Origin of the sequence: uncultured Methanospirillum sp., assembly GCF_963668415.2 — an archaeon.
Taxonomy (GTDB): Archaea; Halobacteriota; Methanomicrobia; order Methanomicrobiales; family Methanospirillaceae; genus Methanospirillum.
The window spans coordinates 1,109,116-1,133,612 of the sequence record NZ_CAXXDL010000001.1; the positions used below are offsets into that span (position 1 = coordinate 1,109,116).

Genomic DNA, 24,497 nt, shown 5'->3' on the forward strand with positions numbered 1-24,497 from the left:
CGAAAACAAAATTAGTAATATTGCATACAACATTTTTTACTTGGAGTAATTATGCACCATTTCGAAGATATTTATCCATTTTCAGCTATCGTCGGCCAGGAACAGATGAAAAAAGCCCTGCTTCTCAATGCAATTAATCCCAAAATCGGAGGGGTTCTGATCAAAGGGGAGAAGGGAACTGCTAAATCTACTGCTGCCCGAGCCCTTGCAAGCCTGCTTCCAAGCCGTGAGGTTGTCGATGGTTGTATCTTCGGGTGCGATCCTGCTGATTCGAAAGGGCTCTGCCTGGACTGCCAGAAGCGATCTGAACTTTCAACGAAGACCGCTAAAATGCGAGTTGTCGAACTTCCGATCAGTGCAACAGAAGACAAGGTTGTTGGCAGTCTCGATATCGAGCATGCACTCAAGAAGGGTGAGAAGAAGTTTGAACCTGGTATCCTTGCCCAGGCTCACCGAAATATTCTGTATGTCGATGAGGTGAACCTGCTCAATGACCACATCGTAGATGTGCTCCTTGATGCTGCTGCAATGGGGATGAACTTCATTGAACGTGAAGGAGTTTCGTATGTTCATCCGGCTTCCTTTATCCTGATCGGGACGATGAACCCGGAAGAGGGAGAACTCAGACCCCAACTTCTGGATCGGTTTGGCCTCTGTGTTGATATCGAAGGGATCATGGATGCAGACACCAGGGTCGAAGTGATCAAACGAAGGCAGGCGTACGAGGAGCATCCTGAGGAGTTTCTGAACAAATGGGCCGGGCCTGAACAGGAACTTCGGGACCGGATCGTCAGAGCACAGAGTCTTCTGCCATCTGTCACGATCTCTGATGAGATGCTACACATTATCGCTCAGATCTGTATCGATATGGGTGTTGACGGACATCGTGCAGATATCACCATGATGAAGACCGCATCAACACTTGCAGCGTACCATGGGCGAAACAGCGTATTAGAAGAGGATGTCAGGGAGGCAGCAACGCTGGTACTTTCCCACCGGATGAGGAGAAGACCGTTCTCAGAGCAGCGGATGGATACAGCCAAAGTGGATCAGTCTATCCAGAAGACCCAGCACACCCATACCCATGCACACCAGCATGCTCATCCCCACACTCATTAACCGGAGGGATGACCTGAATGCATCATTTTGATGAAATTTACCCTTTTTCTGCTATCGTTGGTCAGGAGCAGATGAAAAAGGCCCTGCTCCTCAATGCCATCAATCCCAGGATCGGCGGTGTTCTGATCGCAGGTGAGAAGGGTACTGCTAAATCCACCGCTGCCCGGGCTCTTGCACATCTGCTCCCTGAACGAAATGTCGTAGATAACTGCATCTTTGGATGTGATCCTGATCATTCAGGCGATCTCTGTGACGATTGTCTGAAGAAAAATGGAACGTACGTAACAAAAAAAGTTCAGATGCATGTCGTTGAACTTCCGATCAGTGCAACCGAGGATAAGGTGGTTGGCAGTCTTGACATCGAGTATGCACTCAAGAAGGGTGAGAGGAAGTTTGAGCCCGGTGTTCTCGCAAAAGCAAACCGGAATATTCTGTATGTCGATGAGGTGAACCTGCTTAACGACCACATCGTTGATCTGCTCCTGGATGTAGCAGCAATGGGCGTCAATATCATCGAACGGGAGGGTATCTCATATGAACACCCGTCCTCGTTTATCCTCATCGGTACGATGAACCCTGAAGAGGGAGATCTTCGCCCGCAACTCCTTGACCGGTTCGGACTCTGCGTTTCTATCGAAGGGATCAGCGATCCTGAGATCAGGGTTGAGGTCATCCGCCGTCGTAGGATGTACGATCTGAATCCGCATGAGTTTATCGCCAGATTCAGTACCGAAGAAGATGCCCTGAAGACACAGATAATCAAGGCACAGGAGTTGCTTGAAAAGGTCTGCATCTCTGATGAGATGCTGCATATGATCGCACAGATCTGCCTGGATATGGCTGTTGACGGGCACCGTGCAGATATTATCATGGTCAAGACAGCAAAGACCATAGCAGCATTTCATGAGAGAACAGATGTGAACGAGGATGATGTGCGGGAAGCAGCAGAACTTGTCCTCTCACACCGGATGCACAATCAGCCCTTTTCTGATCAACAGATGGATCAGAACAAGATAGAAGAGTCAATTCAGAAGTCCCAGCAGCAACAACAGCAACCACAGGAGCAGGAAGAACAGACCGAACAGGATCAGAACACTCAGGAGAACACTGTTCCGGATGGTTCAACAACCACCATGTTTGCAGAGGGGTCGCCGTTCAAGGTCAACCAGAAACCTCTCTCTGTTCCCAGACGTATTGATTCGTTCAAGCGTGAAGGCAGTGGAAGACGGAGTGTAACAGAGTCAAGAGACGGGAAATATGTCAGAAGCAGGATTCCTGATAGACTGACCGCTGATATCGCTCTTGATGCAACGATAAGGGCTGCTGCTCCTCATCAGATCGGGAGAAGTGGCGATCTCGCGGTGAAGATTGAGCCCTCCGATCTCAGGGAGAAGGTCAGAGAGAGGAAGATGGGCAATACCGTCCTTTTCGTTGTTGATGCAAGTGGGAGTATGGGGGCACAACAACGGATGACCGCTGTAAAAGGTGCCATTCTTTCACTATTGATCGATGCGTACCAGAAACGCGACAGGGTTGGGCTTGTGGTCTTCCGGGGTAACTCTGCAGAGGTTCTCCTTCCCCCTACCTCCAGTGTAGAACTTGCACGAAAATGTATGCAGACTCTTCCGGTTGGTGGGAAAACGCCTCTTGCCTCCGGTCTCTCTAAGGGTTTGGAGGTTCTGCAGCGTGAGAAGATGATCAATGCCCACACCATTCCCCGACTGATCCTGATCTCTGATGGGAAAGCAAATGTGAGTATGGGATCCGGTGCTCCGCTTGATGATGCTAATGAGGTTGCATTGCTCATAAAAGAGTCTGGTATCTCATCGGTGGTAATAGATACCGAACAGAGTTATATCGCATTCGGGCTTGCCCATAAGATTTCAGATGGGATGGGAGCGAAGTACCTGAAACTTGAGGAGTTGCAGGCTGATACCATTGCAGAGGCTGTGAAAGGGATTGGGGTATGAGTTATGGTTCGGGTTTGTATAATTTATTAAATTTAAGCACATACTATTTTCTAAAACCCCAATGGTGGCCCATTGGGGGCCCCAGGTAGAACCGGTGAAAAGGTCTTTTTCATGCAAAAATAATGGGTGAGTATTAGATATCCTCTATTTTTTTCGTAAATGAAAAGATTCAATGATAATCTATGAATAACTCAAAAAAAGAACGGGTTTCGCCAGTAGGTGCTTACCTTCCCATTGGTATTACTTTTACAATGATTATTGGGTTTTTTAATTTTATATATGTAACAATTACCCTTTTTCCACCAATTGGAGCGTTGATATTAATCATTTTTGCTCTGGGAATGCAGCAGTTGTATGTATTACATAAAAAAGGAGAATCCACGTATTTATATCTCTTAATCGGATTAATGGTCAATTTTTTTATTTGTTTTATGACAATAAGTTGTATGTTCTTTTTAAAATTAGAAAATAATATAATTAACAACTCCTGGATCATTGATAGCAGTTTACTTATTGCTTTTATTGAAGGAATATTTATAGGACAAAAAAACTTTCACCTAATTAAATCGAACATAAGACTGACAACAGTAATGTATATTGCTACCAGTTTAGTGATTCTGCTTTTTTTAAATCGGTTTGGAATGGTTCTAATTTCTATATTTTTACAATATAAAACAATTTTTTATGATTCATACTTCTTCAATGTGATATGCTTAATGGTCATTCTAATAGTAGATTTTATGATGCTAGGCTTTTTTATTACAACCTCACCTCCCGGATCCTTAGGCACATAAATTAAGTGCCTCTAAAATCTCCCTGTTTTTCTTACTGACTTCAGATTTCATGATTTCCCCCTGAGATAGTTCGAATAATTTGATCTTTTCGAGTTCTAATAGTAGTTTTTCGACCGAATATTGTTTCGCAAGCCCGGTCACTTTCAAGATCATTTGAAGCCTCATTCGAATAATTAGGGCTATGAACACCATGAACAAATATCCTTTCACTGAATCCTCTCTCCGTGCATTGAGTGGCAGTGTTTCCAAATCATTTTTCATCCGCAGGAAGCATTTTTCGACTGCATCTCGCTGACGATACATGGTGAGGCAGGAAAGCCAATCCATCTCCCCGCTGTAAAAAAGTATGAATCGTCCCATTCGGTTAAGACGTTGTGTCACCGCTTTTTGTTTTATTGAGACCTCAAACTGACCATCAACAAACTTCCAATTCAGATATCTGACGTATTTTTTTGCCACTCCCTGAACAACCGTTTCCGGTTTTCTCCAGTTCTGTGGCCGACACCCTTTGAGTTTTTCAAGTGCGTCAAATAACTGTTGGTAAAATGAATCCCGTTCATCCTGTTCTCTTTTAGGGTCATAAAAACAATATCCATTGACTTTAAGGATTCTGGGTCTATCATCTAGATCAAATTGATGCTCAAGAGTTACAGGCATTGCAAATATTGGTCCTTTCTCGTGTTTCTGAAGATATTCAGCCTGTTTAACTCGCGTTTGAGCTTTACTCATCAACTCCTTAACGGAAGTGAGTTGGATCGTAGCTGGGATGATAAATGGAATTTTTTCGTCAATCAGTTCTGCAAGGGTGGTTTGCGAAAAAAATCCCCTATCCATAACCAAGCGAAATTGCTGCGAACCGGCATCTTTTAGCCGAATGATAGTATTTTTTAGTGTTGAAATATCTGCAATGCTTCCAGGATATACATCATAACGAACAGGTATTCCCTTGTCCTTGTCTACAACGAGGGAGAGATTTATCTGGGGAAGACCGTCATTATCCCGATTATATCCATATTCGAGGCACTCTAATAGTTTTGAAGAACTCGACAGACTGGTGATGTCGTAGAGAAGAGTTGCGTTTGGTTCGATTTGAGCGGCAAACCGTTCCATAAACTCTTCAGGAATGTTACTTTGACCAATATTTGATAGGAGCTCGCTGATTCGTTGTCCACTCAGCGGTAACTTATTGTTATTGATCCAGAGAGAGGACCCTTCGTACCAAGACTGAATATTAGACATTGCAGTAGGGCGTAGGATACGGTTGTACACAAGAGATAAGAGCGTATCTGTCTCAATTTCAGTCAGAAATTCTTCAAGAGTAGCCTGAATTGAGAGTTCCGGGGTGATGTTTTGAAGAGGGAGCAGATTCCCATGAAAATACGCAGCTTTTGGAGCAGAAGATACGGACAACCGAGCAGGAATCATTTCATCACTACGGACCTTCACTGGCTGCCCGTCGATATTTTTCCCCAGGTACTTTGACTTGTGGCGGATCTGTTTTTTCTCTTTGTCATAATACGGGGTGTCTTCGTACCAGTACTCCTTCCCATTAATCTTCTTGATACGTATGGTGGACTTCATTTCTGCCACTATGATATAAGCGCATAATAAATTTATATTTAATTGTTAAGGAAAAGTGAAAGAATCGCTTTATAGAGGAATATCTTGTATCAGGAATAGGAGGATAGAGTTTTTCACAACCTTATGCGCTTATGTGTCGGGAGGTGAGGTTACAAAATGGGTTAATCAAATAGCAGGTTATTATAGAACCTGGATCAATCGATCTGATATTCTCAAATGACCATTACCACAAAAATAGTTGAATTGTGAAGTAAAATTCTGGTCTCTGTAATGAGAGATGAGCTGATGATTCTTTTAAATATCTAACAATGAAATTTTTTGACCTTTTTCAGGGCTATGGTAATGGGATCATATTACAAGCTGAAAAAAATTGACATGCGTGATCTTCATTACATTCTCACAATACCCAATGAGCAGTCAGGTTCTGTAAGCGAAGTAGTACCTATTGAATATTAATCATCTCAATTCATAATCACTATCTTTTGGTATACCTGCATTCACATCCAAAAAATATTATTCACAATACTGGTCGCATCGTCCATTTGAGCTCCATAGTGCTATGCATTTCTTTTTATGCCGGTGAACTGATCACCGTGCATGGATATCAATGCAGGTATAAGATCTACACGACTGAAATGCTGGTCAGGTGAAATCCCATCTTCCAGATCAGATCCAAGCACATGGATCGCAGTGATTGCTGTGATAGTATGGGTGCAGATTCTGGATCTCGTGACCACCAGATTGGTGATTGATCATGGAGGTACTGAATTAAATCCTCTGTTTAATCAGTTTCTTGAGTCAATCTGGTTCTGGCCGATTATGACATTTGCAAAGATGCTGTTTCTCCTATGGCTGTATATTGCGCTAACCACGTCAGACCGGTATAGTCCAAAGGCTGCATGGGTTGCTGGGGGACTTGTTCTGCTGCAGAATGCTGCGGTAGTTGGAAACAACATCCTGGTTCTTTTCGGCCTTTGGTAGATCCTTTTATTTATAAAATTAGTTTCGTTGTATGTACGAATTATGGCTCATTTTTCCGATCTCATAACTTTCACGAAATAGAGTGCACCAGGAAATCATTTACGGCAAATTGAAGAACTATTAATTGGGAACAGTTCAGACCTACAATTTCCCATGTATACAATGATGATTTGATAGCTGGAGGAAACCCCATACAGATGAGACCTTCTTAATCAAACTCTGGATTTTTTAACAATATTTGGATTCTCACAATACCAATTATAAATCAAGACTATTGATCGTTTGTTTCTATTATTATCTGTGTCACCCTGATTCTAAACCTGATCGTGGAGATGAGTATAAATTTCATTAATACCCCCTGGATATCATCACAGGGAAAACGATTCTGAACAGTACTGATTCATAAGACCCATTCGGTATCACCAATTTGTTATCACAATCCAGATCAGGATCCCCAGTACTGAAACTCTGAGAATCACCTCTTCCAACCGGTTTCGTGCAAAAGGAAAAGGTTCAGGCCCAAGTAGTGCCACGAAGTATGTAAACAGCCAGGATCGGGTTGTCTGGCATTTCTCCTTTCCTTGACTCGTTTTTTTCACATCAGATTCCGGATTTTGAGAGTGTTACTAAAAAACGGTGTTTATCGATAATCTATGTAATTATGGTCAGAATTCTCGGGTCTCTGAACTTATTGCAGGTTCCTGGACGGATTCTGTTCCGGCATCATACAGCAAAGAGAGATACCTGGCATTAAAAACAACTATCAGAACATCAAGGAAAATTGACACGAGGATCCGAATACCAAGCATTATTTCATTTATACCTGGAAAAACAGTCTCCGTAATTATTCCAAAGATCGCACAAACCAAGGTTATCAGATAAATTCCACCAGAGAACAAGGCCGTAAAAAAAAGCAGGAGAAGAAGAGACAGGAGATACCGAACCCATCCAATATCACCTATCTTTGCGAGGAGTGCAGGTATTTCAAATGCAGATCTGATACTACCGGTTCGGCTGAACCGGATAAGACCGACAAAACTGATAGTACAAAAAATTATGTATAACAGCATGGACAGAACAAATCCCCCGATTATAATACCTATGGTCTGGAGTAGTTCAGGTGAGATCACAAAGGGCTCGGAAGATGACGAAATATTGTGAAATTCACCCATCTTTTGTTGTAATGGGAGAAGAACGGTCCAGACCCCGATCAATACGGGAATGATACTATACCCTAGACCAATTATCGAGAGAAAAAACCCATCCCGGAAAAGAGCCTTCACATCCCTGACTGGCGGGGCTGGGGAGATACCCCGGTATATCTGGACAACATACCCGGACTGCAGTATCATCAATAGCATCCCGACAATGATCATGATGATTACAACATACAATGCGTACTGGAGAAAAGGTTGGGGGAGAAATACCGGATCTCCCAATTGTAATCCGTGACAGTATTTGTGAACCAGTGATTTTTGTCCTACGTCGATCAGGAAATTCCCTATTCCAAGTATTGATAAGAGAATCAATGTCTTTGGTTGACGAATTACTCCATCAATAACATACTGAAATGTTGATGTTATTCTCTCTGATGTATGCATGAGGGATCAGTAATACTATTTGAGAATTTGATATCATTTAATAATTATTATATGCTTTTCTTGTGAGGATTATAGTTGGATCTGGGTTATCGTAACGGAAGAAAAACCTGCGATTCTTATAGAATTGGTGTGTATGTCTGTCTATTCAGAAATCAGAAAGCTGCTCGTTCATCCGGCATCGTTTTTTTCGATGAAACAGGAAGAAGGAGTTAAGCGTTCGCTCTCGCTGTTTTGTATTGGATCGCCGGGCGTCGTACTGAGTTATGCACTCTCTACCATCGTCTTTTCGTTTATGAATCCCCGAATGACTCCGGCGTTATTCATGGATCTGTTCCCCGGATATGGTCAGACTCTTGTGATCTTCCTCCTGCGCTATATCGGTTTGATTCTTACTCTCATCATCGTTACATATCTGGGTATTCGTCTTTTCAGATTACCTGCAACGATTCAGAAGATTACACTCATTTGGTGTTATGCACAGACTCCATTGGCTCTTTGTATCATCGGTCAGTTTGTATTAACCATTGTTGCCGGATTTATCACCCGCGTATTTGTTCCGTTCTTTGTTACCCTCTATATTATCCCCTTTTTTCCGCTCATTGGGATCATCTGGATGACCATCATTGCTGTCAGGGGATTTCAGATATTTCAGATTTTTACAAATCATACGCAATATTTCGGAATTGTAACCATTATACTCATACTGGGTTTCGGTTTTCTCTTCATGCAGGGATTTTTATCATCTGTTGGACTTTCGCCGGACAAACTGACCGCGGAAACGACTAATATGAGTCAGAGTGAGACCATCTTCCCAACTCCTGATAATTCCTGGTCACAGTACCGAAATGAGGGTATGGGAATCACATTTCTCTTCCCTGTTGACTGGAAAATAAAGACAACCAGAACTGTAAAAGAATCAAAGGAATCGTATGTCATTACTTCGGGAAATAAACGCGAAGAAAACCGTTCATCCATCGGCGAAAAGGGGACGTTCAGTCAGAGGATGTCAGAACGCTCGCATCACTACATGTGGCCGATAAAGGTCACTGGAAGTCAGGTAGAATCCCGATCCCTTGAAGAAGCAGTGAAGTCTGATATTGCCCAGCAGACTCTTATGGATTATGACCTGCTCAACCAGTCACCGATCCGGATTGACAACAGGACCGGAACTATCGTGCACATGCAGTTAATATCTGAACCAAATAATGCGATTTACTGGGGCAGTCAGTCTCTTACCATGAAGAGTGAGCCTGAGGTCTTCCTGTATGAAGATCTTGTCTGGGTTGATGCGAATGGAATTCGGTATTCATTCCATATGACATCCTATGCAGCGGGTTATGATCAGTATAGTCAGGAGTTTTCTGATATCCTGGATTCAGTCAGGTTTACGGAGGTATCTCACAAGATTTGAGTCCATATATCTGATATATAGGGATTCCCATTTTACGCGAGATTCAGGTTTATTTTGCGAATGTATGGATCAAAACGTGTGTAATCATCATGAATCAAGGATATAACAGGTTTCTCTGGTTCTTCTGGATACTCATTGGTATGGCCTGTTTTTTAATACTCATCCCTATCACTTCAGGGACTGGAATTCAGGAGGATTATGGTTCCCCCAACCAGTCTTCATACACCCAATATGCACAATGGGGGAGATATGGATCAGAACCCGGAGAGTTTGATGATATTACTGATATCGCAACCGGACCTGATGGGACCATATATGTATCAGATCATGGAAACAACCGGGTTCAGGCATTTTCAGAAGATGGGACCTTTTTACAATCATGGGGTGAATGGACTCCTGACAATCGGTTATTGATAAATCCAGGGGGATTAGTGACTGACAGAGACGGAAACCTCTACATGATTGAATTGCTGTTTAATCGCATTTCCATATATAACCGAACCAGTAGTCAACTAAAAACCTATGAAATACCTGAAACACTCGTGGGTAGGCATTGGGGAGAGAAAACCATAGCTCTTGATAGTAGAAACAATATTTATGTCGCTGATCCTGGTAACCGGACCATATGGAAGACTTCATCAAATGGAGAATTTAAACAATCATGGAAATTCCCAGGATCTGGTGGGGAAGTACATCCACCCAAACAGATCCTCATTGATGCCAATAATACGATATATGTCTGTGATTTTTGGTCAGAATACATCTACACCTATTCAGATCAAGGAGACTTAACCGGTTCTTTCCCATTAGAAAGAGCCAATATTTCGAATAAATACTGGGCTACCGATATTGCACTTGGGCATGATGGATATCTCTATTGTTACATCCTCGGGGATAATAGCCTGCGAATCCTTGATACCCATGGAACCCTGATCCGGAGAGAGAATCTCCCGGAAACTGGTCGCAGGTTTTCACATCTTGCGTTGAATTCTGTTGATGATATAATTTTATCAGATCAGAATTCGATCACATGTTTTCAGAAGAATAATTCATTGTCCTGGAAAACACCACCAGTAGTGGAGAATGAGACCTGGAATCAGTCTTTTCTGCAGAACAATTCCTACACAACCTGGAATGTACCGGTTGAGGTAATACGTTCGCCATTTATTCATTATACTATGTCGGCTATTCAGGATACCGATGGCTCAATCTTTGCAACTGCCGCGGAAAATGACGGCGTGGTCAAAACCGATCCGCTTGGGCATGCCATATTCTCGATCAATCATGGAATTTCAAAGTCTGACCTGCAAAAACCAGAATATTGTATGTGTGCAGGATATGACCGGTCACGATCGATACAGAATCCGATATATGAGCCTATTGGAATTGTTCAGGATATTTCAGGAAACTTGTATATCTCAACCAACACAGGAATTGATACGTTTTCAAGGGATGGAAAAAATCTCTCCACTATCGATCCGAACTGTACAACATATTGTAATCTGAGTACACCTGCAGGTCTTGCTCTTGGCCCGGATGGACTTTTGTATGTCGCAGACAGCAATAAAAACCGTATTGTCGCATTCAGTCCGGATGGACAGAGAATCAATGAATGGGGCCATAAGGGAGTTTTGAATGGGGAGTTCAATGAGCCCTGGGGGGTTGCAGTTGATCAGAAAGGGACTGTTTATGTTACTGACACCATGAACCACCGGGTACAGACATTTACCGCAAACGGAACCTGGACCGGTACATGGGGTTCAAAAGGGAGTGATATCGGTAGATTCTCACGTCCGACCGGGATACTTGCTGATTCAGGCGGACTAATCTATATTTCTGATTCCGGAAACTTTAGAATTCAGGTATTTACCGATAACGGAACGGCTCTTGGAGAGATCATTCCCTATAGTGCTGATTTAAAGGGCCGACCTGGTGTGTATGGTCTTTTCAAAAATTCTGATGGAGATATATACGCAGTTTCTAACTCAAATGGAAGTATTCTGAAGCTGTTATGGAGTCTCAAAGAACAGGGAACCGCAAATGGAAGTATCATCACCATTGAACCACCGGATCCGGTGATACAGGGGATTGTAACCTGGAGTGAAGAGATCTCATGGATTGCTCATCAATTGTATGAGTGTAACTATGATCAGATTCAATCTGCTGTTTTTGGAGCGAGGGGAGTTTGATAATTAATTTACATATAAATTCCATCTCAAAGAATTCGATTTCCTGGAATGAAGCCTCAAATACCTTTCATTCTCTGGAAAACAAGATCGCGGTGTCAATTATCTGAACTATAGTAATGAAGAACAGGTGAAATGTGATGAACGGAAGAATCGCAGTGGTAATGATGGTGCTTGTCGTAAGTGCATGTATTTCAGTTCCGGTATCTGCAGCACACAACAACGCCATGGTGGATGACACCTACATCAAACTACAGTTCATCGTTGAGGATCCAAAGATAACCATCAATCCGATCGGTCAGAAACATCATAGTGAGAAGGTTGAAATTTCTGGCACCACCAACCTGGCATACGACGACAATGATTTATTTGTTGAGGTAATCTCGTCCTCATTCAAACCCACCGATAAGTCACAGGGCGGTGAGTTCTGTGGTGTAACCGGTACAGTCAAGGTCCAGAAAGGCACTGAAGGTCTGAATACCTGGTTTTTCACACTTGACACATACTGGTTTCATCCAGACGAGTATATCGTCCGCGTCTCAAGCGTTACTACTGACGCGGTTGCGACTACACAGTTTAACTTAGTTGAGGGAATGTAGTTCGGTTACTTTCGACATCCATTTCAGAAAAAACAGTTCTCTATTAAAAAATCATTGAATAACAAGAGACGGAGAGGTAACCACTATGAATGAGAGAGATTCAATACCCATTCCTGAAACAATGGTGCAGATACATTCATCAGGACCTGAAAACCCGGACCCTGCCAATCATTTCTGTACCAATTACGTAGGGGAACATCATGTCAAACGTATAGAACTCCTCAAGTATCTGGCTATACTAATTCCGATTTCGGTATCGGTCTTCTACATTCTGATTTGGCTCATGAATGAGTTCATTCCGGTGCATTATCCTGAATATGCTCATTTTTTCACAATATACATCGAGGGGAGATCATCAGGAGCAAACCTGTTATTTGAAGTATTGGGAGGTTTTTTTCTGTTTTTCGGGATTTACTCCATGAAATATGATCTGTATAAACGGACCATGGATGAAAATTTCATGGTTTACCGGGGGAAAAACCGGTTACTCGATCGAAATCCAATAGTATCAGGGATAATTTATGCAGCGGTACTTATTCTTCTCCTTCCGGTTACTTGTTGGGCTATTTTCAGTCCTTACCTCCATTATCTTCCCTACACGTTCCCTATATTTCATTTCGATACCTATTGGGGCATTACAATCCTCATCCTTCTTTATTCAATCATCATCAGTATCATCATGTATCTCATCACCCCTTCCTGGGAAAAATTACCACGAATACCTGTTGATGAGCCGAAGGAATCCATGTGTGAATATACTGGAAATCAGGATAATAACCGGAAGAATAGATCTCACTCACATATTTCCTCGTTATCTCACTGGCTCACCGTAAGTGCCGGGGTATTCCCGGTCACCCTAATCATCATGATCCTGACTATCCTGATACTTACCAGCAACCGGCTTCGGGATTATGAGATCACATTATTCGGGGATATCCATACTATTCCCGGATTTGTTTTCCCATCCTCATTTCTGAGTGGGAATGGACCTATCTGGGGATTACTGATCCTTGCATATGCAGCATATGTTTCCCTGATATGCTCCGCAATTTATCTTATTTCTGGATATGGAACATCGGATACCTATTTTAATTCCGGAGCCCGAATCATGCTTTTTTTCTGGTTCCAAACACTGGGATTATCTTTTTTTGCTCCATATACACTGGAGAGTATCAATAAGGATCTGGTTTTTCAGGGTGTCCCAAAATTATATCATTATTCTTCCTTTGCGTATTATAGCCTTCTAATTATACTCATAGCCTTCATTCTTGGATATTCCATTGCATATCTGGATACACGTTTGCGGCGAGAAAAATCCCGATAATCATAAATTTCTTGTAGGAATAATTTATTCCAAAATAATTGCGTTGATTATTATTTGGATATTTTTTTGATAATCCATTACAATCGAATTATTTGGAGATATTGAATGAACTCACGATTTTTATGATATTTATGGCACTTCTCACTAGTGAATTCATTGAACTTCAGACTTCATCAGCCTTAAACAAGATTAGCCAGGATTGGATTTTTTTTAGGTAATGAATAAGTGTAACTGGTTTTCAGGACAGCAATATTGATAATCGAAGAAATCTCCCCCAAATTGACGGAGATCAATTTGATAAAAATACGTTAGAAACCCCGGGTGGATAGGGGGTAAGGGTAATGATCTTTATCTTTTCTAAATCTCCATTAAAAGGCTTAGTTATCGAAAATATGGCTAAATTAGGATTTTCAATATGATTACCTCTGCGAGTCAGTCCAATATTGTAAATTTACGCTTCAATTTTCGATATGCACGTTTTAATCGTTTTGCTAAGGGGTCGCCAGCACTCGCCGTATTGAATACGGAGTATTTATCAATTGCAATGAAGATATGGGCCTGGAGACCCCATATAAAAACGATATTTGGGCTTCTTTTTAACCAGGATCAAATCCTAAAAGATAACATCTTATTCTGCACATTATTCACTCATACCTGATGAATATACCGTTTTTCATCAGGGGAGTCTATTGGATACATCATGCGGTTTTTTAGAATTATTATCACATCATATTGTCCCTTGTTTCAGGTATGTGACTTCAGATTATCTTACACCGTATGATCCATCTCATTAGCCAGTATTATGGCACTGTAGGAAGTGGATATCCCATAGAAATCATCTTCATGAGAATTATGCAGGCGTTCTGATATTTTTTGGGCACATTCATGTATTATTCCAAACCGTTAAAAAAAAGAGTACAATTATTTGGAATTATTATCAGATAATGCCGGGTAATATGGATTATCGATCGTTGATCCAGGGAGAAATTCACGATCATACTCAGATAACATCTCACCGGGATCGATATCACTAAATTTATCCGGATAGATGGCCTTTGCCATATACATCAGAGCTACAATCCCAATCGAATTATAGGTTATCTTTTGATTGATGACATATACCCTCCCGTTTTTTATCGCATTTATGGGTGACAGGGTACTTTGATTCAGACATACTGCCTGGATATCCTGAATTGTTGAATTATTCAGACTACCCGGGTATGCAATTTTAATAAATACATCCGGGTTCTGTTGAATGACCCATTCGGGTGAGACCTGAGGCCACGGGACATTGATATCCCCTGCAATGTTTCTTCCTCCCGCCATTTTAATGAGAGAATCCCCTCCACTCGTGTTTCCAACAGTGGAAAAACTACTTCCACCTTCATAGTACACCGTGGGTCTCAATGATTCCGGTGTGGATCCTATCCGGTCCTTGATTATATCCTGATATTTTTGGTAAAATGAATTATATTTTGAAGCATTCTCGGTTTGTCCGGTTAACTTACCCAGTAATGAAACTTCTTTGGGAATATCTGCGAGTTTATATCCGTCCACATAAATGTAGGGAATATGGGTTTGGTTTAGTTTATCGGCAACGATCGAATTTGTCGTTGTCATCAAAATGACAACATCCGGATTCAGGGTAACAATCTGCTCCACATCCGGAGTGGTTCCATAGGTACCCCCGAGCAAAGTCGCATTTGGCATCTTTTCAGCCATATAGGGGAACGTGAGTGGTGTGCCTGATACTCCGGTGAGTGCATTGCCTGCTCCGATTACCAGGAGGAGCGTTGTAGCATCAGAACTTAAACTCGCGATATGTGAGACCGATTTAGTGAATGAAACTGATCTACCCAGATCATCAATGATCGTGATTGATGAATTCACCCCTGTGTCATTACTATTTGTACCAGGCACAGATTGAGTATCCAGACAACCACAAGTAAAAGTTCCAGCAACAAGCAGGATTACAAAAATGATAGGTACAAAAAAATGTGATGATAATCGATGTACGGATGTGAATGAATCAGGTCTGATAACCAGATCGGAGGAGTAATTGATTTTCGTTCTCATAATATCCCTTTTCTTAACTGAGTTACATCAATGGAAAAATATCAGATGAATTTGAATCAATGATTCCTTCCGAATGAGAGGTAGTGATACAGATCCTTCGGGTCTATCTTATCAGCAATAGCCTTAATTGACTCTCCCCACCCCTCAACATCCCGGGCTGGGATGATGTCGACATTTCCTCCCTGATGATCTCCTTCACCGACCTCATCTTCAAGCCAGGATTCAACCTCCAGGTACGTATTCTTCAATCCTTCGAGGACTTCAGGATCTGCATCCCATAACTCACGCTGATTTGCTTCAAGGAGTCGACGAGTCAGTTCCTCAAATGCATACGGATTCTTCTCCTGGAAGAACTCCTTCATCTCGGGGTCTAGGACAAATTTACTTGCTATCTCGTCAAATATCCAGTGATCGATCTCACCAGTTGCAGCCTGCCATCCCATCAGGTGTTCAGTACGGGTTGCGATTGCCGTCCCTCCCTGGTATCCGGATTTTTTAATCCGTTCAATCCACTTGGGGTTGAACATCTTCGCCCTCATCACCCGTCTGACCTCATCTGCCATATCATGGACATAGACATGCTCCGGTTCACGGGTATCTCCATAATAGGACTTTACCTCATTCGGGTTGAAATGACGAGCTGCCAGGGTCATTCCCCCATGATTGCCAAAGAAACAGCAGCATCCAAGCAGGTCACAGGTATCAGATGCGGTCTTGTCAAATGTCACGTCAACGGTTGCCAGATTTCGGGCAAACTGTTCAGGCTTGAGTTTGCCCGCATATTCCTTCCCATAGGCAAAGGCATGGGTGGCCATGAAAATATCTACGAGATCTTTGTCATTCTCCCATGCACTCGCATGGACTGCAAGGGCGACGCCGGTAACATAGGCACCTGGTGGATTGGAAAAGATACGCAGAGTCGCATTTCGCCAGTCATCTCCGGTATGCTCCTGTGCCATCAGGGCATGTTTCCTGATATAGTTCATCTCAATTGGCTCATCCAATGAAGCAACAGTACGGATGGCTTCATCCATCAGTTCATAGCTGGTCGGATAACAATCCCGCAGTGTAGAGGTAATTTCAATGGTGAGATCAATTCTGGGCCGCTTCAATTCTTCAAGAGGAACAATTCTGAATGTTTTTACCTGGCCGGCAGCATTCCAGACCGGTTCTACTCCGATAAGGTGGAAGAGTTGGGCGAACCCCTCACCGTCAGAGCACATCATGTCCATCGCCATCCAGAAGTACCCGACATTCTCGGGAAGTCTTCCCTCTTCTTTCATGTACCGATCAAGCAGGGAATTTGCCAGGTTTTTACCTACAATCCAGGCTGACTTGGTTGGTGTCTTGTACGGATCTGTGGTGTAGAAGTTCCTGCCGGTGGGAAGGATCTCATCCTGTCCCCTGCTGAGGTATCCCGATGGTCCCGGGGGCGTATGACCCATCTCCATCCCGTTCAGGAGCGCTTCTATCTCTTTTGATTGTTCAAGGCGTTCATGAATGTCCAGGATCCGCATCTGAATCAGCCTGAATTTATCTGCCTGATCTTTTGACAGGGGTTTTTCAAAGACAGTCCGAAGATCCGAACCCGGATCTTCGATTGTCATCCTGATGAAATCCTTGGCACGTTCATCCAGATCCTCGATGAGTGCACCGTAGGACTTTCCATATTTGTGTGAAAACTGGTCCTGGTGACCAAGGAGTTCATCAAAGTCAAGTCCGAGGTTTTCAGCAATCACCCGGCGGATGCACATATCACCGATATCGAACCTGACGATATTATTGACGAACTCGACCAGGGATTCTTCCTCTGGTATTTCTCCAAAAATGTGCGATGCCCTGCCTATCTGGGTATTTCTGATCTTCGAAAGGACTTCGTGGGCTTTTCCTTTCAACACATCAAACGAGTCAGTCTCTGACAGGTGCATATCACTGTCCAGGTTGATCTCTTTCACCAGATCCCTGACCATGTGTTCAATGGCATGCCGTCGTGCCGGATTCTCTGAAACTGTCTCATATTCGACGAGCATGTTCTCCAGATCCTCAAGCCGTTCGTACAATTGTGAATGATCCATCACGGAGAGCATGTAATCAATCAGCGTCGCATAGGTCCTGCGTTTTGCGAGTGCCCCTTCGGGTGGATTGTTTGAACAGTAGATATAGAGGTACGGGATATCTCCGATGCAGACATCAGGAGAACATGCAGATGACATCCCCACACCTTTTCCGGGAGTCAGTTCAAGGGTTCCGTGAGTGCCGACATGGATCAAAACATCAGCATTGAAATCCTCCTGGATATAGTGGTATGTTGCCAGGTATTGGTGAGGAGGAGGACAGAGTGGATCATGGAGGATCTTGCATACCTTTCCATCGCACTTCGGCCCGTAACATCCCCTTTTAGGCTGACAGCAGACAAGAGCGTTTCCAAACCTTATGCCGGTGATGAGCATCTTTCCATCATGGACCATCCCGAGGCCTGGAGGAACTCCCCAGAGTGATTCTACCTTCTCCCTGAATTCAGGGTTAAGAGTGTCATACCATGTATGGTACTCTTCAGGTGTTATCTGGGCGATGGCTCCCCCTTTCACCACGATGTCCTCGACGGTGGTCCACCTAAATTCGCAGAATGCCCGCCGTTCAAGGATCATCTTGATCAACGCCTGCCCGTCCTCTGGAATATCAGTAACGGTATACCCTTCATCAGCAAGCCGTCGTAGCAGTTTGACCATGCTTTCAAGGCCATTCATATGCCCTGCCCCGCCAACAGTTGCTTCAACCCCGTGACAGGGATTGTTGTTCAGCATGAACACGACTTTTCGTTCTGATTTTGGGGTGTTTTTCAGGCGGACCCACCTGCTAATACGACGGGCCACTCGATCACATCGTTCCGGGATGGCAATACGGGTTCCATCATCCCCCTTCTTTTCAAAGGTTGTTCCGATCATCACAGGTTCGATTACACCATCATATTCAGGGAGTGAAACGGCCCAGGGGACATCATCAACAAGACCTTTCAGTGCTCTCCATTCTTCTAATGACTGGTGAAACGCGGCGATGGGCTGGAATACCGGGATGTTGATCTCCTTTATCAGATCTTTACTCATCCTGAACGGTTCACGTCGTTCATCCACCGGATCGAATGGATCTGTTACAACAGAAAGGAGATTTATTATTGCATCCACCCGGGGAGTCTCTCCATCCAGTAAGAATTCCGTTATACTCTCTTTGATTCCGATAGAACCATACGATGGATCGGTCAGTGCATCGGTGAAAACCGGAATTACCCGGAGATTCTGATCTTCTAGAGATTGAATGAGCACTCGTTCCACTGCCAGATTCCCGGATGCCCAGTGACAGTGATCAATGAGAAGACCAATAGTACCCCTTGTTTCTCCTTTCAGCATCACGGAGTACTGTTCATAGGACCGGAATACCTGCTCATCTTCAGGATGCCAGATTCTCTGGCGTGGTACTGGAATCGGGGAAGGAATTGTTTCTTCTGCATGGGTTGCAAGAGCCTGAAGATATCTCAGCAATAGTGAGAGGTTTTCAGGGCCTCCATAGATAAAGTACTGGTTACATAATTCCTGTTGAACTGAAGTCAGGATTGAATCCGGAGTTGGTTGGATGGAGGCTCCTAAAATGAGTACCGGGATCTGATGATACCGGCTCATTATCGCAGTTTCAATCGTCTTGTCAATGGATACCAGTCCTGATTCTATGATGATTGCTTCTGCCTGACGGATAGTATCTAAAAAGTCTGCTCTTTTTGCATCATCCATATTTTCAAGTCTTTCGGTATGAATTATGCAGGATATTTCTGTTTTTGCTATCGCTTCTAGAATGACCGGAGCATTTCGTTTTCGAAGAATGAGAAGAATCGTCATAATTATTAGAATCAAATTAGGTTATTCAACTATTTATTAGTACGATTTTTTGTTTTATAGTAATTCGTAAACAAACAGAATAAAAATTATTAGAGCTCGAAAATTGGTTTGTTATATATGATGCCAATAAATAATAGTACTGTCTAGTCCTGTTGGTAATGTCGAAGAACCTTTATTATATCCAATAGGTGAGTTATCGGGGATTAATATCTGAAAAATTTAAGAATATATTTTCACCCAGAGTTAGAAATCCGGCAATTGTCCCGGGTTCTAGAGATTAATGACATATAATAAATAGATCTCTTGTTTTTCCAATAGATGTGTTCATCATTTGAGGTATGAGATTCAGTGATTGATTTGCCTCTTCAACTGTTTTACCCGGTTATACCACGTAACAAAATTAATTATCACCCCAGAATCGACTTACAATAGCCTTTGGAGGGATACGGCAAGATAATTGGCCAGATTATATTTTTAGAAAAACGCCACGGACTGCATATACCATATTAATGATTATTTTGTACATGTTTTGTGTGAATAATATTGAATTCCGTATGCGTCATACCACACATATCATTCAAAAATTATTTAATTGAGAATATTTGAAGGAAAAATATTGTCGCGGATTAGTTTATTCATAAATATTATTTAAGTTTGTGCAAAGTTGCATCATAATCTTATTTTCGTATTATCGATTACTTAAAATTAACATAACATCATACTAAGTACAACTCTCCTTGGATTTACTTGAGGGTTACATGAAGGGAAACTTATGAATAAGAAGGAAAGTGCAGTATCACCAGTTATCGGTGTTTTACTGATGTTGGTGGTGACAATAATCATCGCTGCCGTAGTCAGCGGATTTGCTGGGGGACTTGCTGGGTCGCAACAAAAAGCACCTCAAGCAAGTATTGATGTAAAATTCGGGTATGGGGTAAATGATGATGGTACCACTGCTACTAATCAATATGATATCTCCTTTTCCCATAATGGTGGAGATCTCATCAACACGAAGGATTGCCAACTGATAACATTCCTTACCCTTTACAATGGAACCGTTGTAAAACATATCCAAAGTGCCAGTTCCACAGTGGAACGGGGAGCTTACCCTATGTACTCACGGGTTCCTCATCTCTATGATAATCAGAAATATGCTTTTCCATGTGATAGTGCCACAAAGGTGGATGCAGGCTATGAAAACCCGGCCTGGTTTGGAAAAGCAACCTGGGCTCCGGGAGATATTGCCCGAACCTATCAGATTAGAATGACTGCAGCATTTCTGGGTCTAGTACCAGAAGCCAGCCTATACCCGGGAGATACTACTGCATACGATGCAGGTGTGGAAATCCTAAGAGGGTGTGTTGAGAATAAGACTCCGGTTGAGATCAAAATGCTCCATGTGCCAAGTGGAAAATATATCTTGGATAAAACGATCAACCTGCAAGGGTGAATAAGATGAAACACAGCCTAAATCTGAAAGAACAAGCAGTATCTCCGGTAATTGGAATATTGCTTATGCTGGTGGTTACCATCATCATTGCCGCGGTAGTAAGCGGTTTTGCCGGAGGTTTGGTAGGGAATCAGCAAAAAACTCCCCAGGCATCGATCGTGGCTACCTCATTTGACGTGAAAGGGGCTGTAGATACTGCCCCCACATCTACAAACGGTTCAAGCGGATTTCCTGTTCCTACCAACGCAGGAACTGCAGCCGATATTTATGTAACTTTTGAATCAAAAGGTGGAGATTCATTCAATCTTGGAAATATTGAGATGAAACTCTCTTCGCTACAAAAACCAAACGAAAAGAGCACAGTTTCTAATGCCAAAAGCCCGTTAGCAAACCCATGGGATGGTGGAACCATTGGAGACAAATCGTTAATATCAGGTTTCTCTAAAAGTTGGTCCAAATATTTAGAGCGATTGCCAGATAAGCAGAGCATCATCAAACCCGGGGATAAATTTGTTATGCATGCAGATTATGCCGCTCAGGATGCTGACGGAGTAAAATCAGTCTGCTGGTTGTATGAAGGTGGATTATTCCCATTTGTCATCAATGAAGGTGATGTACTTACGTACCAGATTATCGACAAACCAACTGGAAAGGTTATCTCAAGTGGGCAGATTAATGTTCCAGAATTTTCGGTGACCACTTCATAGGTGAAATGATGAATTCAAAAATATTATACAAAGATTCTGCAGTTTCACCAGTAATTGGAGTTTTACTCATGTTGGTGGTGACGATAATTATCGCTGCCATTGTTAGTGGTTTTGCCGGAGGACTTGCCGGTTCACAACAAAAAGCACCACAGGCCTCATTTGATATAAAAACTCAATACCCCGTGGTCACGAATGGTGTGGGATATGAGACCACAGGTTTTGATCTCTTTTTTACCCATAAAGGTGGAGATACGATAAATTCAAAGGATACTCAGATTATCACCTGGTTAACTTTACCTAATGGAACAGTGGTCAAACATACCCAGACTCCGACATCTGTTGCAGCAAGAACCTCTGGAACAGGCGCAACTGCCAAATATACCAGGTTCCCTTACTTCCGTGATTCTATGCTTTCTGCCTCACAATCATTGACTGCTGCACAAATCGCTGCGGGTCAGGAGTCCCCAGTCTGGTGGGGTCAGGTTTCGATTTCTACAGGCCAGGCAGTCCGTGTAAGCACAAAAAGTGGCGTTGCAGCATTTTTAGGACTCATTGACTCAACTAAAGTCTATCCCTATGATGCAACCGCGTATAATGATGGTATTGAACTCTTGAATCAATCAATCACTAATAAAACAAAACTGGATGTGAAATGGCTTGACATCCCAAGTCAGAAGTACATCTTTGAAAAGTCGATTCAAATGGAAGGGTAAATTATGAAAAGACTAATTTTTAAGACTAATGATGCAGTTTCTCCAGTTATCGGTATTCTTCTGATGCTGGTGGTTACCATCATTATCGCCGCTGTTGTTTCCGGATTTGCTGGAGGGCTTGCAGGGGGTCAGAGTAAAGCTCCTGCTGTTTCCATTGCTGCAACCAAAGTTGTAGTTTCTGAAGTTTATGACACTGATTGGACTGATTGGAATGCTACCTGTGTTGCTGACAAAGCACCAAATGCGTATGTCCTTTTCGAAAATCAGGGTGGAGAAGGGATGCCAGTCAGTGATGTTCAAATCCGTGTTTCATCACTGAAATATCCATCAGATACTGCATTAATAGATAATTCTCTTACACCCAATTCTTCAACGACTCAACGAGGAGATAAGGCAAATATAAAGGATCCGAATATGAAGAATTGGATCCGGTATATCGAAGTATTCCCTGACCGAAATTCAAGTGTAATATCGCCAGGTACAAAGTTCGTCCTGCACTTTGATTTTGGAAAGATGGTACAGACCTCAACATATCCAAATTACAAATCTCTAGACTTCCGGGTAGATGGAGCTACTTCATCATTGGGTGTCACAGAGGGTGACTACCTTGTTTACGATATCATTGACCGAAAATCAAAGAAGGTTGTTTCATCTGGAAAGATCAATATACCACCATTCACGGTCTCAAAGACCTAATCTTCCAAAAAGTATCTCTTTTTTCCGTTCAGGTGACATAGAAGGATTGATGATCCAATTCTTATATGGTGCCTACAACCGGGCATAATTTTCAAGATTCTGATTGTAAATTGAAAGGAGAATGTAACTATTCTTTACAATGATTGATAATTTAGATCGTGTACCCACTTAAAGTTCGTTGATTCAAATGTAATAATGTAAGGATTAAATTTATTTTCTGATTGAAGTGGAATAAAGATAATTCAAGTCCAATGCCCCGTTTTCATCCGGTTCATCTCTATACATCTCAAAACCCGGTAAAAATCAGGTTTTAAATAAAATTGAGATCGCTTACTTTAAAATGGGGGGGTACAAAATCGGACTTGCATTTCCTTCAGGATAATATCTCCGTGAAAATTCATCAAGATACTTATTGGGATCAATATCTGCAAAAAGGTCCGGATGAATCACTTTTGCTACATACAAAAGACCGATACATGATTGAGCACCATAGAGCATATCTGAAGAAATAACATAAAGATGGTGGGAGTTGACTGCTTGAATCGTATTAAATCCTGAACGATTCGCAACCTGAGCATAGATATCCGAAAGATCTTTTCCCGGTTCTGAATATCCATTTTTGATAATAATATCAGGGTTTTGAGAGATTATCCATTCTGGAGTTACTTTTACCCATTGAACCGTTGAGTTCTCTGCAATATTCCTCCCCCCTGCTGTTGTGATAAGCCAGTCTCCGCCGGACTGGTTGGCAGCAGCGGTATAATCTCCGAGTTCAAAATAGACCTTTGGACGTAAATCAGGGGAGATTTTTGCAACTCTGTTTTTTACGAGTGTTGTCACCGAATCAATATACTCAGCCAGTTCATCTGCTTTTTCTTTCTTTCCGGTAATAATTCCAAGTGCCTGTATATCTTCAACAAGTCTGTTTTGCTTATAGCAGTCAAAATATCCGATGGGTACTCCCGTCTTTTTCAGATTTTCCAGATTAGACGGTTGTGAACTTGCATACACTAACAGAAGATCAGGGTTTAGAGATACAAGTTGTTCCGGATTCAGAGTTGAACTATCTCCGAGAGACTCTATCTCCTGATAATAAGGATATATTTGTGGATCTTTCTTAATCGATTCACCAACCCCAATCACTTGATCTTTTGCTCCAATCATCAGGAGAACCGTTGCAATATCAGCCCCGGCCACAGCAATTCGTTGTAGGGGAGATGAAAATATCAAGACATTGCCAAGTGCATCATGTACAACAATATCTGATTGATTCCTATTCCCTCCATTCGGTGATTCCGATACACATCTGCATAGAACAGATGTTAACAGGAAGATTAGAATTACCAGAATTTCAAGCCCTGTTCGAAATGGTCTGTTCATTGTGTTTCACTTATCCTTTAAA

At 42.4% G+C, this 24,497-nt stretch carries 15 protein-coding genes; 10 read left to right on the forward strand and 5 right to left on the reverse strand.

The window, feature by feature from the left end; translation table 11 throughout:
• The first annotated feature begins 51 nt into the window (after positions 1–51).
• The gene (locus ACHZA2_RS05110; RefSeq protein ID WP_319578807.1) at positions 52–1,119 is read left to right on the forward strand and encodes an AAA family ATPase; all 1,068 of its coding nucleotides are present in this window, start codon (positions 52–54) and stop codon (positions 1,117–1,119) included.
• A gap of 17 nt (positions 1,120–1,136) precedes the next feature.
• Positions 1,137–3,089, forward strand: a complete 1,953-nt coding sequence (locus ACHZA2_RS05115; RefSeq protein ID WP_319578808.1) for a putative cobaltochelatase — start codon at positions 1,137–1,139, stop codon at positions 3,087–3,089.
• Positions 3,090–3,871: 782 nt separating this feature from the next.
• Here ACHZA2_RS05115 and ACHZA2_RS05120 read toward each other — a convergent pair.
• A complete protein-coding gene (locus tag ACHZA2_RS05120; RefSeq protein WP_319580944.1) occupies positions 3,872–5,464 on the reverse strand; it encodes an IS1634 family transposase in 1,593 nt (530 codons plus the stop codon).
• A gap of 597 nt (positions 5,465–6,061) precedes the next feature.
• On the opposite strand from ACHZA2_RS05120, the gene ACHZA2_RS05125 reads away from it, so the two are divergent.
• The gene (locus tag ACHZA2_RS05125; protein ID WP_319578809.1) at positions 6,062–6,445 is read left to right on the forward strand and encodes a DUF5658 family protein; all 384 of its coding nucleotides are present in this window, start codon (positions 6,062–6,064) and stop codon (positions 6,443–6,445) included.
• A gap of 665 nt (positions 6,446–7,110) precedes the next feature.
• Here the strand turns inward: ACHZA2_RS05125 and ACHZA2_RS05130 are convergent.
• The gene (locus tag ACHZA2_RS05130; RefSeq protein ID WP_319578810.1) at positions 7,111–8,046 is read right to left on the reverse strand and encodes a DUF4013 domain-containing protein; all 936 of its coding nucleotides are present in this window, start codon (positions 8,044–8,046) and stop codon (positions 7,111–7,113) included.
• A 190-nt stretch (positions 8,047–8,236) separates the two neighbouring features.
• Here ACHZA2_RS05130 and ACHZA2_RS05135 point away from each other — a divergent pair, with 190 nt between their 5' ends.
• The 3 genes from ACHZA2_RS05135 (at position 8,237) to ACHZA2_RS05145 (ending at position 12,242) form a co-directional block, all read left to right on the forward strand.
• Positions 8,237–9,457 carry a Yip1 family protein gene (locus ACHZA2_RS05135; protein WP_394698495.1) on the forward strand — a complete coding sequence of 407 codons (1,221 nt, stop codon included), beginning with the start codon at positions 8,237–8,239 and terminating at the stop codon, positions 9,455–9,457.
• Positions 9,458–9,546: 89 nt separating this feature from the next.
• On the forward strand, positions 9,547–11,646 hold the full coding sequence (locus ACHZA2_RS05140) for an NHL repeat-containing protein (RefSeq protein ID WP_319578812.1): 2,100 nt from the start codon (positions 9,547–9,549) through the stop codon (positions 11,644–11,646).
• 137 nt (positions 11,647–11,783) lie between these two features.
• Positions 11,784–12,242, forward strand: coding sequence for a hypothetical protein (locus ACHZA2_RS05145; protein ID WP_319578813.1), 459 nt, complete (start codon positions 11,784–11,786; stop codon positions 12,240–12,242).
• Positions 12,243–14,487: 2,245 nt separating this feature from the next.
• Here ACHZA2_RS05145 and ACHZA2_RS05150 read toward each other — a convergent pair.
• Both ACHZA2_RS05150 and cobN read right to left on the reverse strand, forming a co-directional pair.
• Positions 14,488–15,486 (reverse strand): ABC transporter substrate-binding protein, encoded by a 999-nt coding sequence (locus ACHZA2_RS05150; RefSeq protein ID WP_319578814.1) that lies wholly within the window; start codon positions 15,484–15,486, stop codon positions 14,488–14,490.
• 212 nt (positions 15,487–15,698) lie between these two features.
• Positions 15,699–19,529: a cobaltochelatase subunit CobN gene (cobN, locus tag ACHZA2_RS05155; protein WP_319578815.1), complete on the reverse strand. Its 3,831-nt coding sequence runs from the start codon at positions 19,527–19,529 to the stop codon at positions 15,699–15,701.
• A 772-nt stretch (positions 19,530–20,301) separates the two neighbouring features.
• Here cobN and ACHZA2_RS05160 point away from each other — a divergent pair.
• The 4 genes from ACHZA2_RS05160 to ACHZA2_RS05175 are packed head-to-tail and all read left to right on the forward strand — an operon-like array spanning position 20,302 to position 23,095.
• Positions 20,302–20,979 carry a type IV pilin N-terminal domain-containing protein gene (locus ACHZA2_RS05160; RefSeq protein WP_319578816.1) on the forward strand — a complete coding sequence of 226 codons (678 nt, stop codon included), beginning with the start codon at positions 20,302–20,304 and terminating at the stop codon, positions 20,977–20,979.
• Positions 20,980–20,984: 5 nt separating this feature from the next.
• Entirely contained in the window at positions 20,985–21,686 is a 702-nt protein-coding gene (locus ACHZA2_RS05165) for a type IV pilin N-terminal domain-containing protein (RefSeq protein WP_319578817.1), read from the forward strand.
• A 5-nt stretch (positions 21,687–21,691) separates the two neighbouring features.
• Entirely contained in the window at positions 21,692–22,399 is a 708-nt protein-coding gene (locus tag ACHZA2_RS05170; protein WP_319578818.1) for a type IV pilin N-terminal domain-containing protein, read from the forward strand.
• A gap of 3 nt (positions 22,400–22,402) precedes the next feature.
• Positions 22,403–23,095 (forward strand): type IV pilin N-terminal domain-containing protein, encoded by a 693-nt coding sequence (locus ACHZA2_RS05175; protein WP_319578819.1) that lies wholly within the window; start codon positions 22,403–22,405, stop codon positions 23,093–23,095.
• 330 nt (positions 23,096–23,425) lie between these two features.
• Here ACHZA2_RS05175 and ACHZA2_RS05180 read toward each other — a convergent pair whose 3' ends face one another.
• Entirely contained in the window at positions 23,426–24,292 is an 867-nt protein-coding gene (locus ACHZA2_RS05180; protein WP_319578820.1) for an ABC transporter substrate-binding protein, read from the reverse strand.
• Positions 24,293–24,497 lie beyond the last annotated feature (205 nt).

Coding starts and splice junctions, on each gene's coding strand:
- ACHZA2_RS05110 (WP_319578807.1), top strand. CDS start 52: ATGCACCATTTCGAAGATATTTATCCATTTTCAGCTATCGTCGGCCAG.
- ACHZA2_RS05115 (WP_319578808.1), top strand. CDS start 1,137: ATGCATCATTTTGATGAAATTTACCCTTTTTCTGCTATCGTTGGTCAG.
- ACHZA2_RS05120 (WP_319580944.1), bottom strand. CDS start 5,464: ATGAAGTCCACCATACGTATCAAGAAGATTAATGGGAAGGAGTACTGG.
- ACHZA2_RS05125 (WP_319578809.1), top strand. CDS start 6,062: ATGGATATCAATGCAGGTATAAGATCTACACGACTGAAATGCTGGTCA.
- ACHZA2_RS05130 (WP_319578810.1), bottom strand. CDS start 8,046: ATGCATACATCAGAGAGAATAACATCAACATTTCAGTATGTTATTGAT.
- ACHZA2_RS05135 (WP_394698495.1), top strand. CDS start 8,237: ATGAAACAGGAAGAAGGAGTTAAGCGTTCGCTCTCGCTGTTTTGTATT.
- ACHZA2_RS05140 (WP_319578812.1), top strand. CDS start 9,547: ATGAATCAAGGATATAACAGGTTTCTCTGGTTCTTCTGGATACTCATT.
- ACHZA2_RS05145 (WP_319578813.1), top strand. CDS start 11,784: ATGAACGGAAGAATCGCAGTGGTAATGATGGTGCTTGTCGTAAGTGCA.
- cobN (WP_319578815.1), bottom strand. CDS start 19,529: ATGACGATTCTTCTCATTCTTCGAAAACGAAATGCTCCGGTCATTCTA.
- ACHZA2_RS05160 (WP_319578816.1), top strand. CDS start 20,302: ATGAATAAGAAGGAAAGTGCAGTATCACCAGTTATCGGTGTTTTACTG.
- ACHZA2_RS05165 (WP_319578817.1), top strand. CDS start 20,985: ATGAAACACAGCCTAAATCTGAAAGAACAAGCAGTATCTCCGGTAATT.
- ACHZA2_RS05170 (WP_319578818.1), top strand. CDS start 21,692: ATGATGAATTCAAAAATATTATACAAAGATTCTGCAGTTTCACCAGTA.
- ACHZA2_RS05175 (WP_319578819.1), top strand. CDS start 22,403: ATGAAAAGACTAATTTTTAAGACTAATGATGCAGTTTCTCCAGTTATC.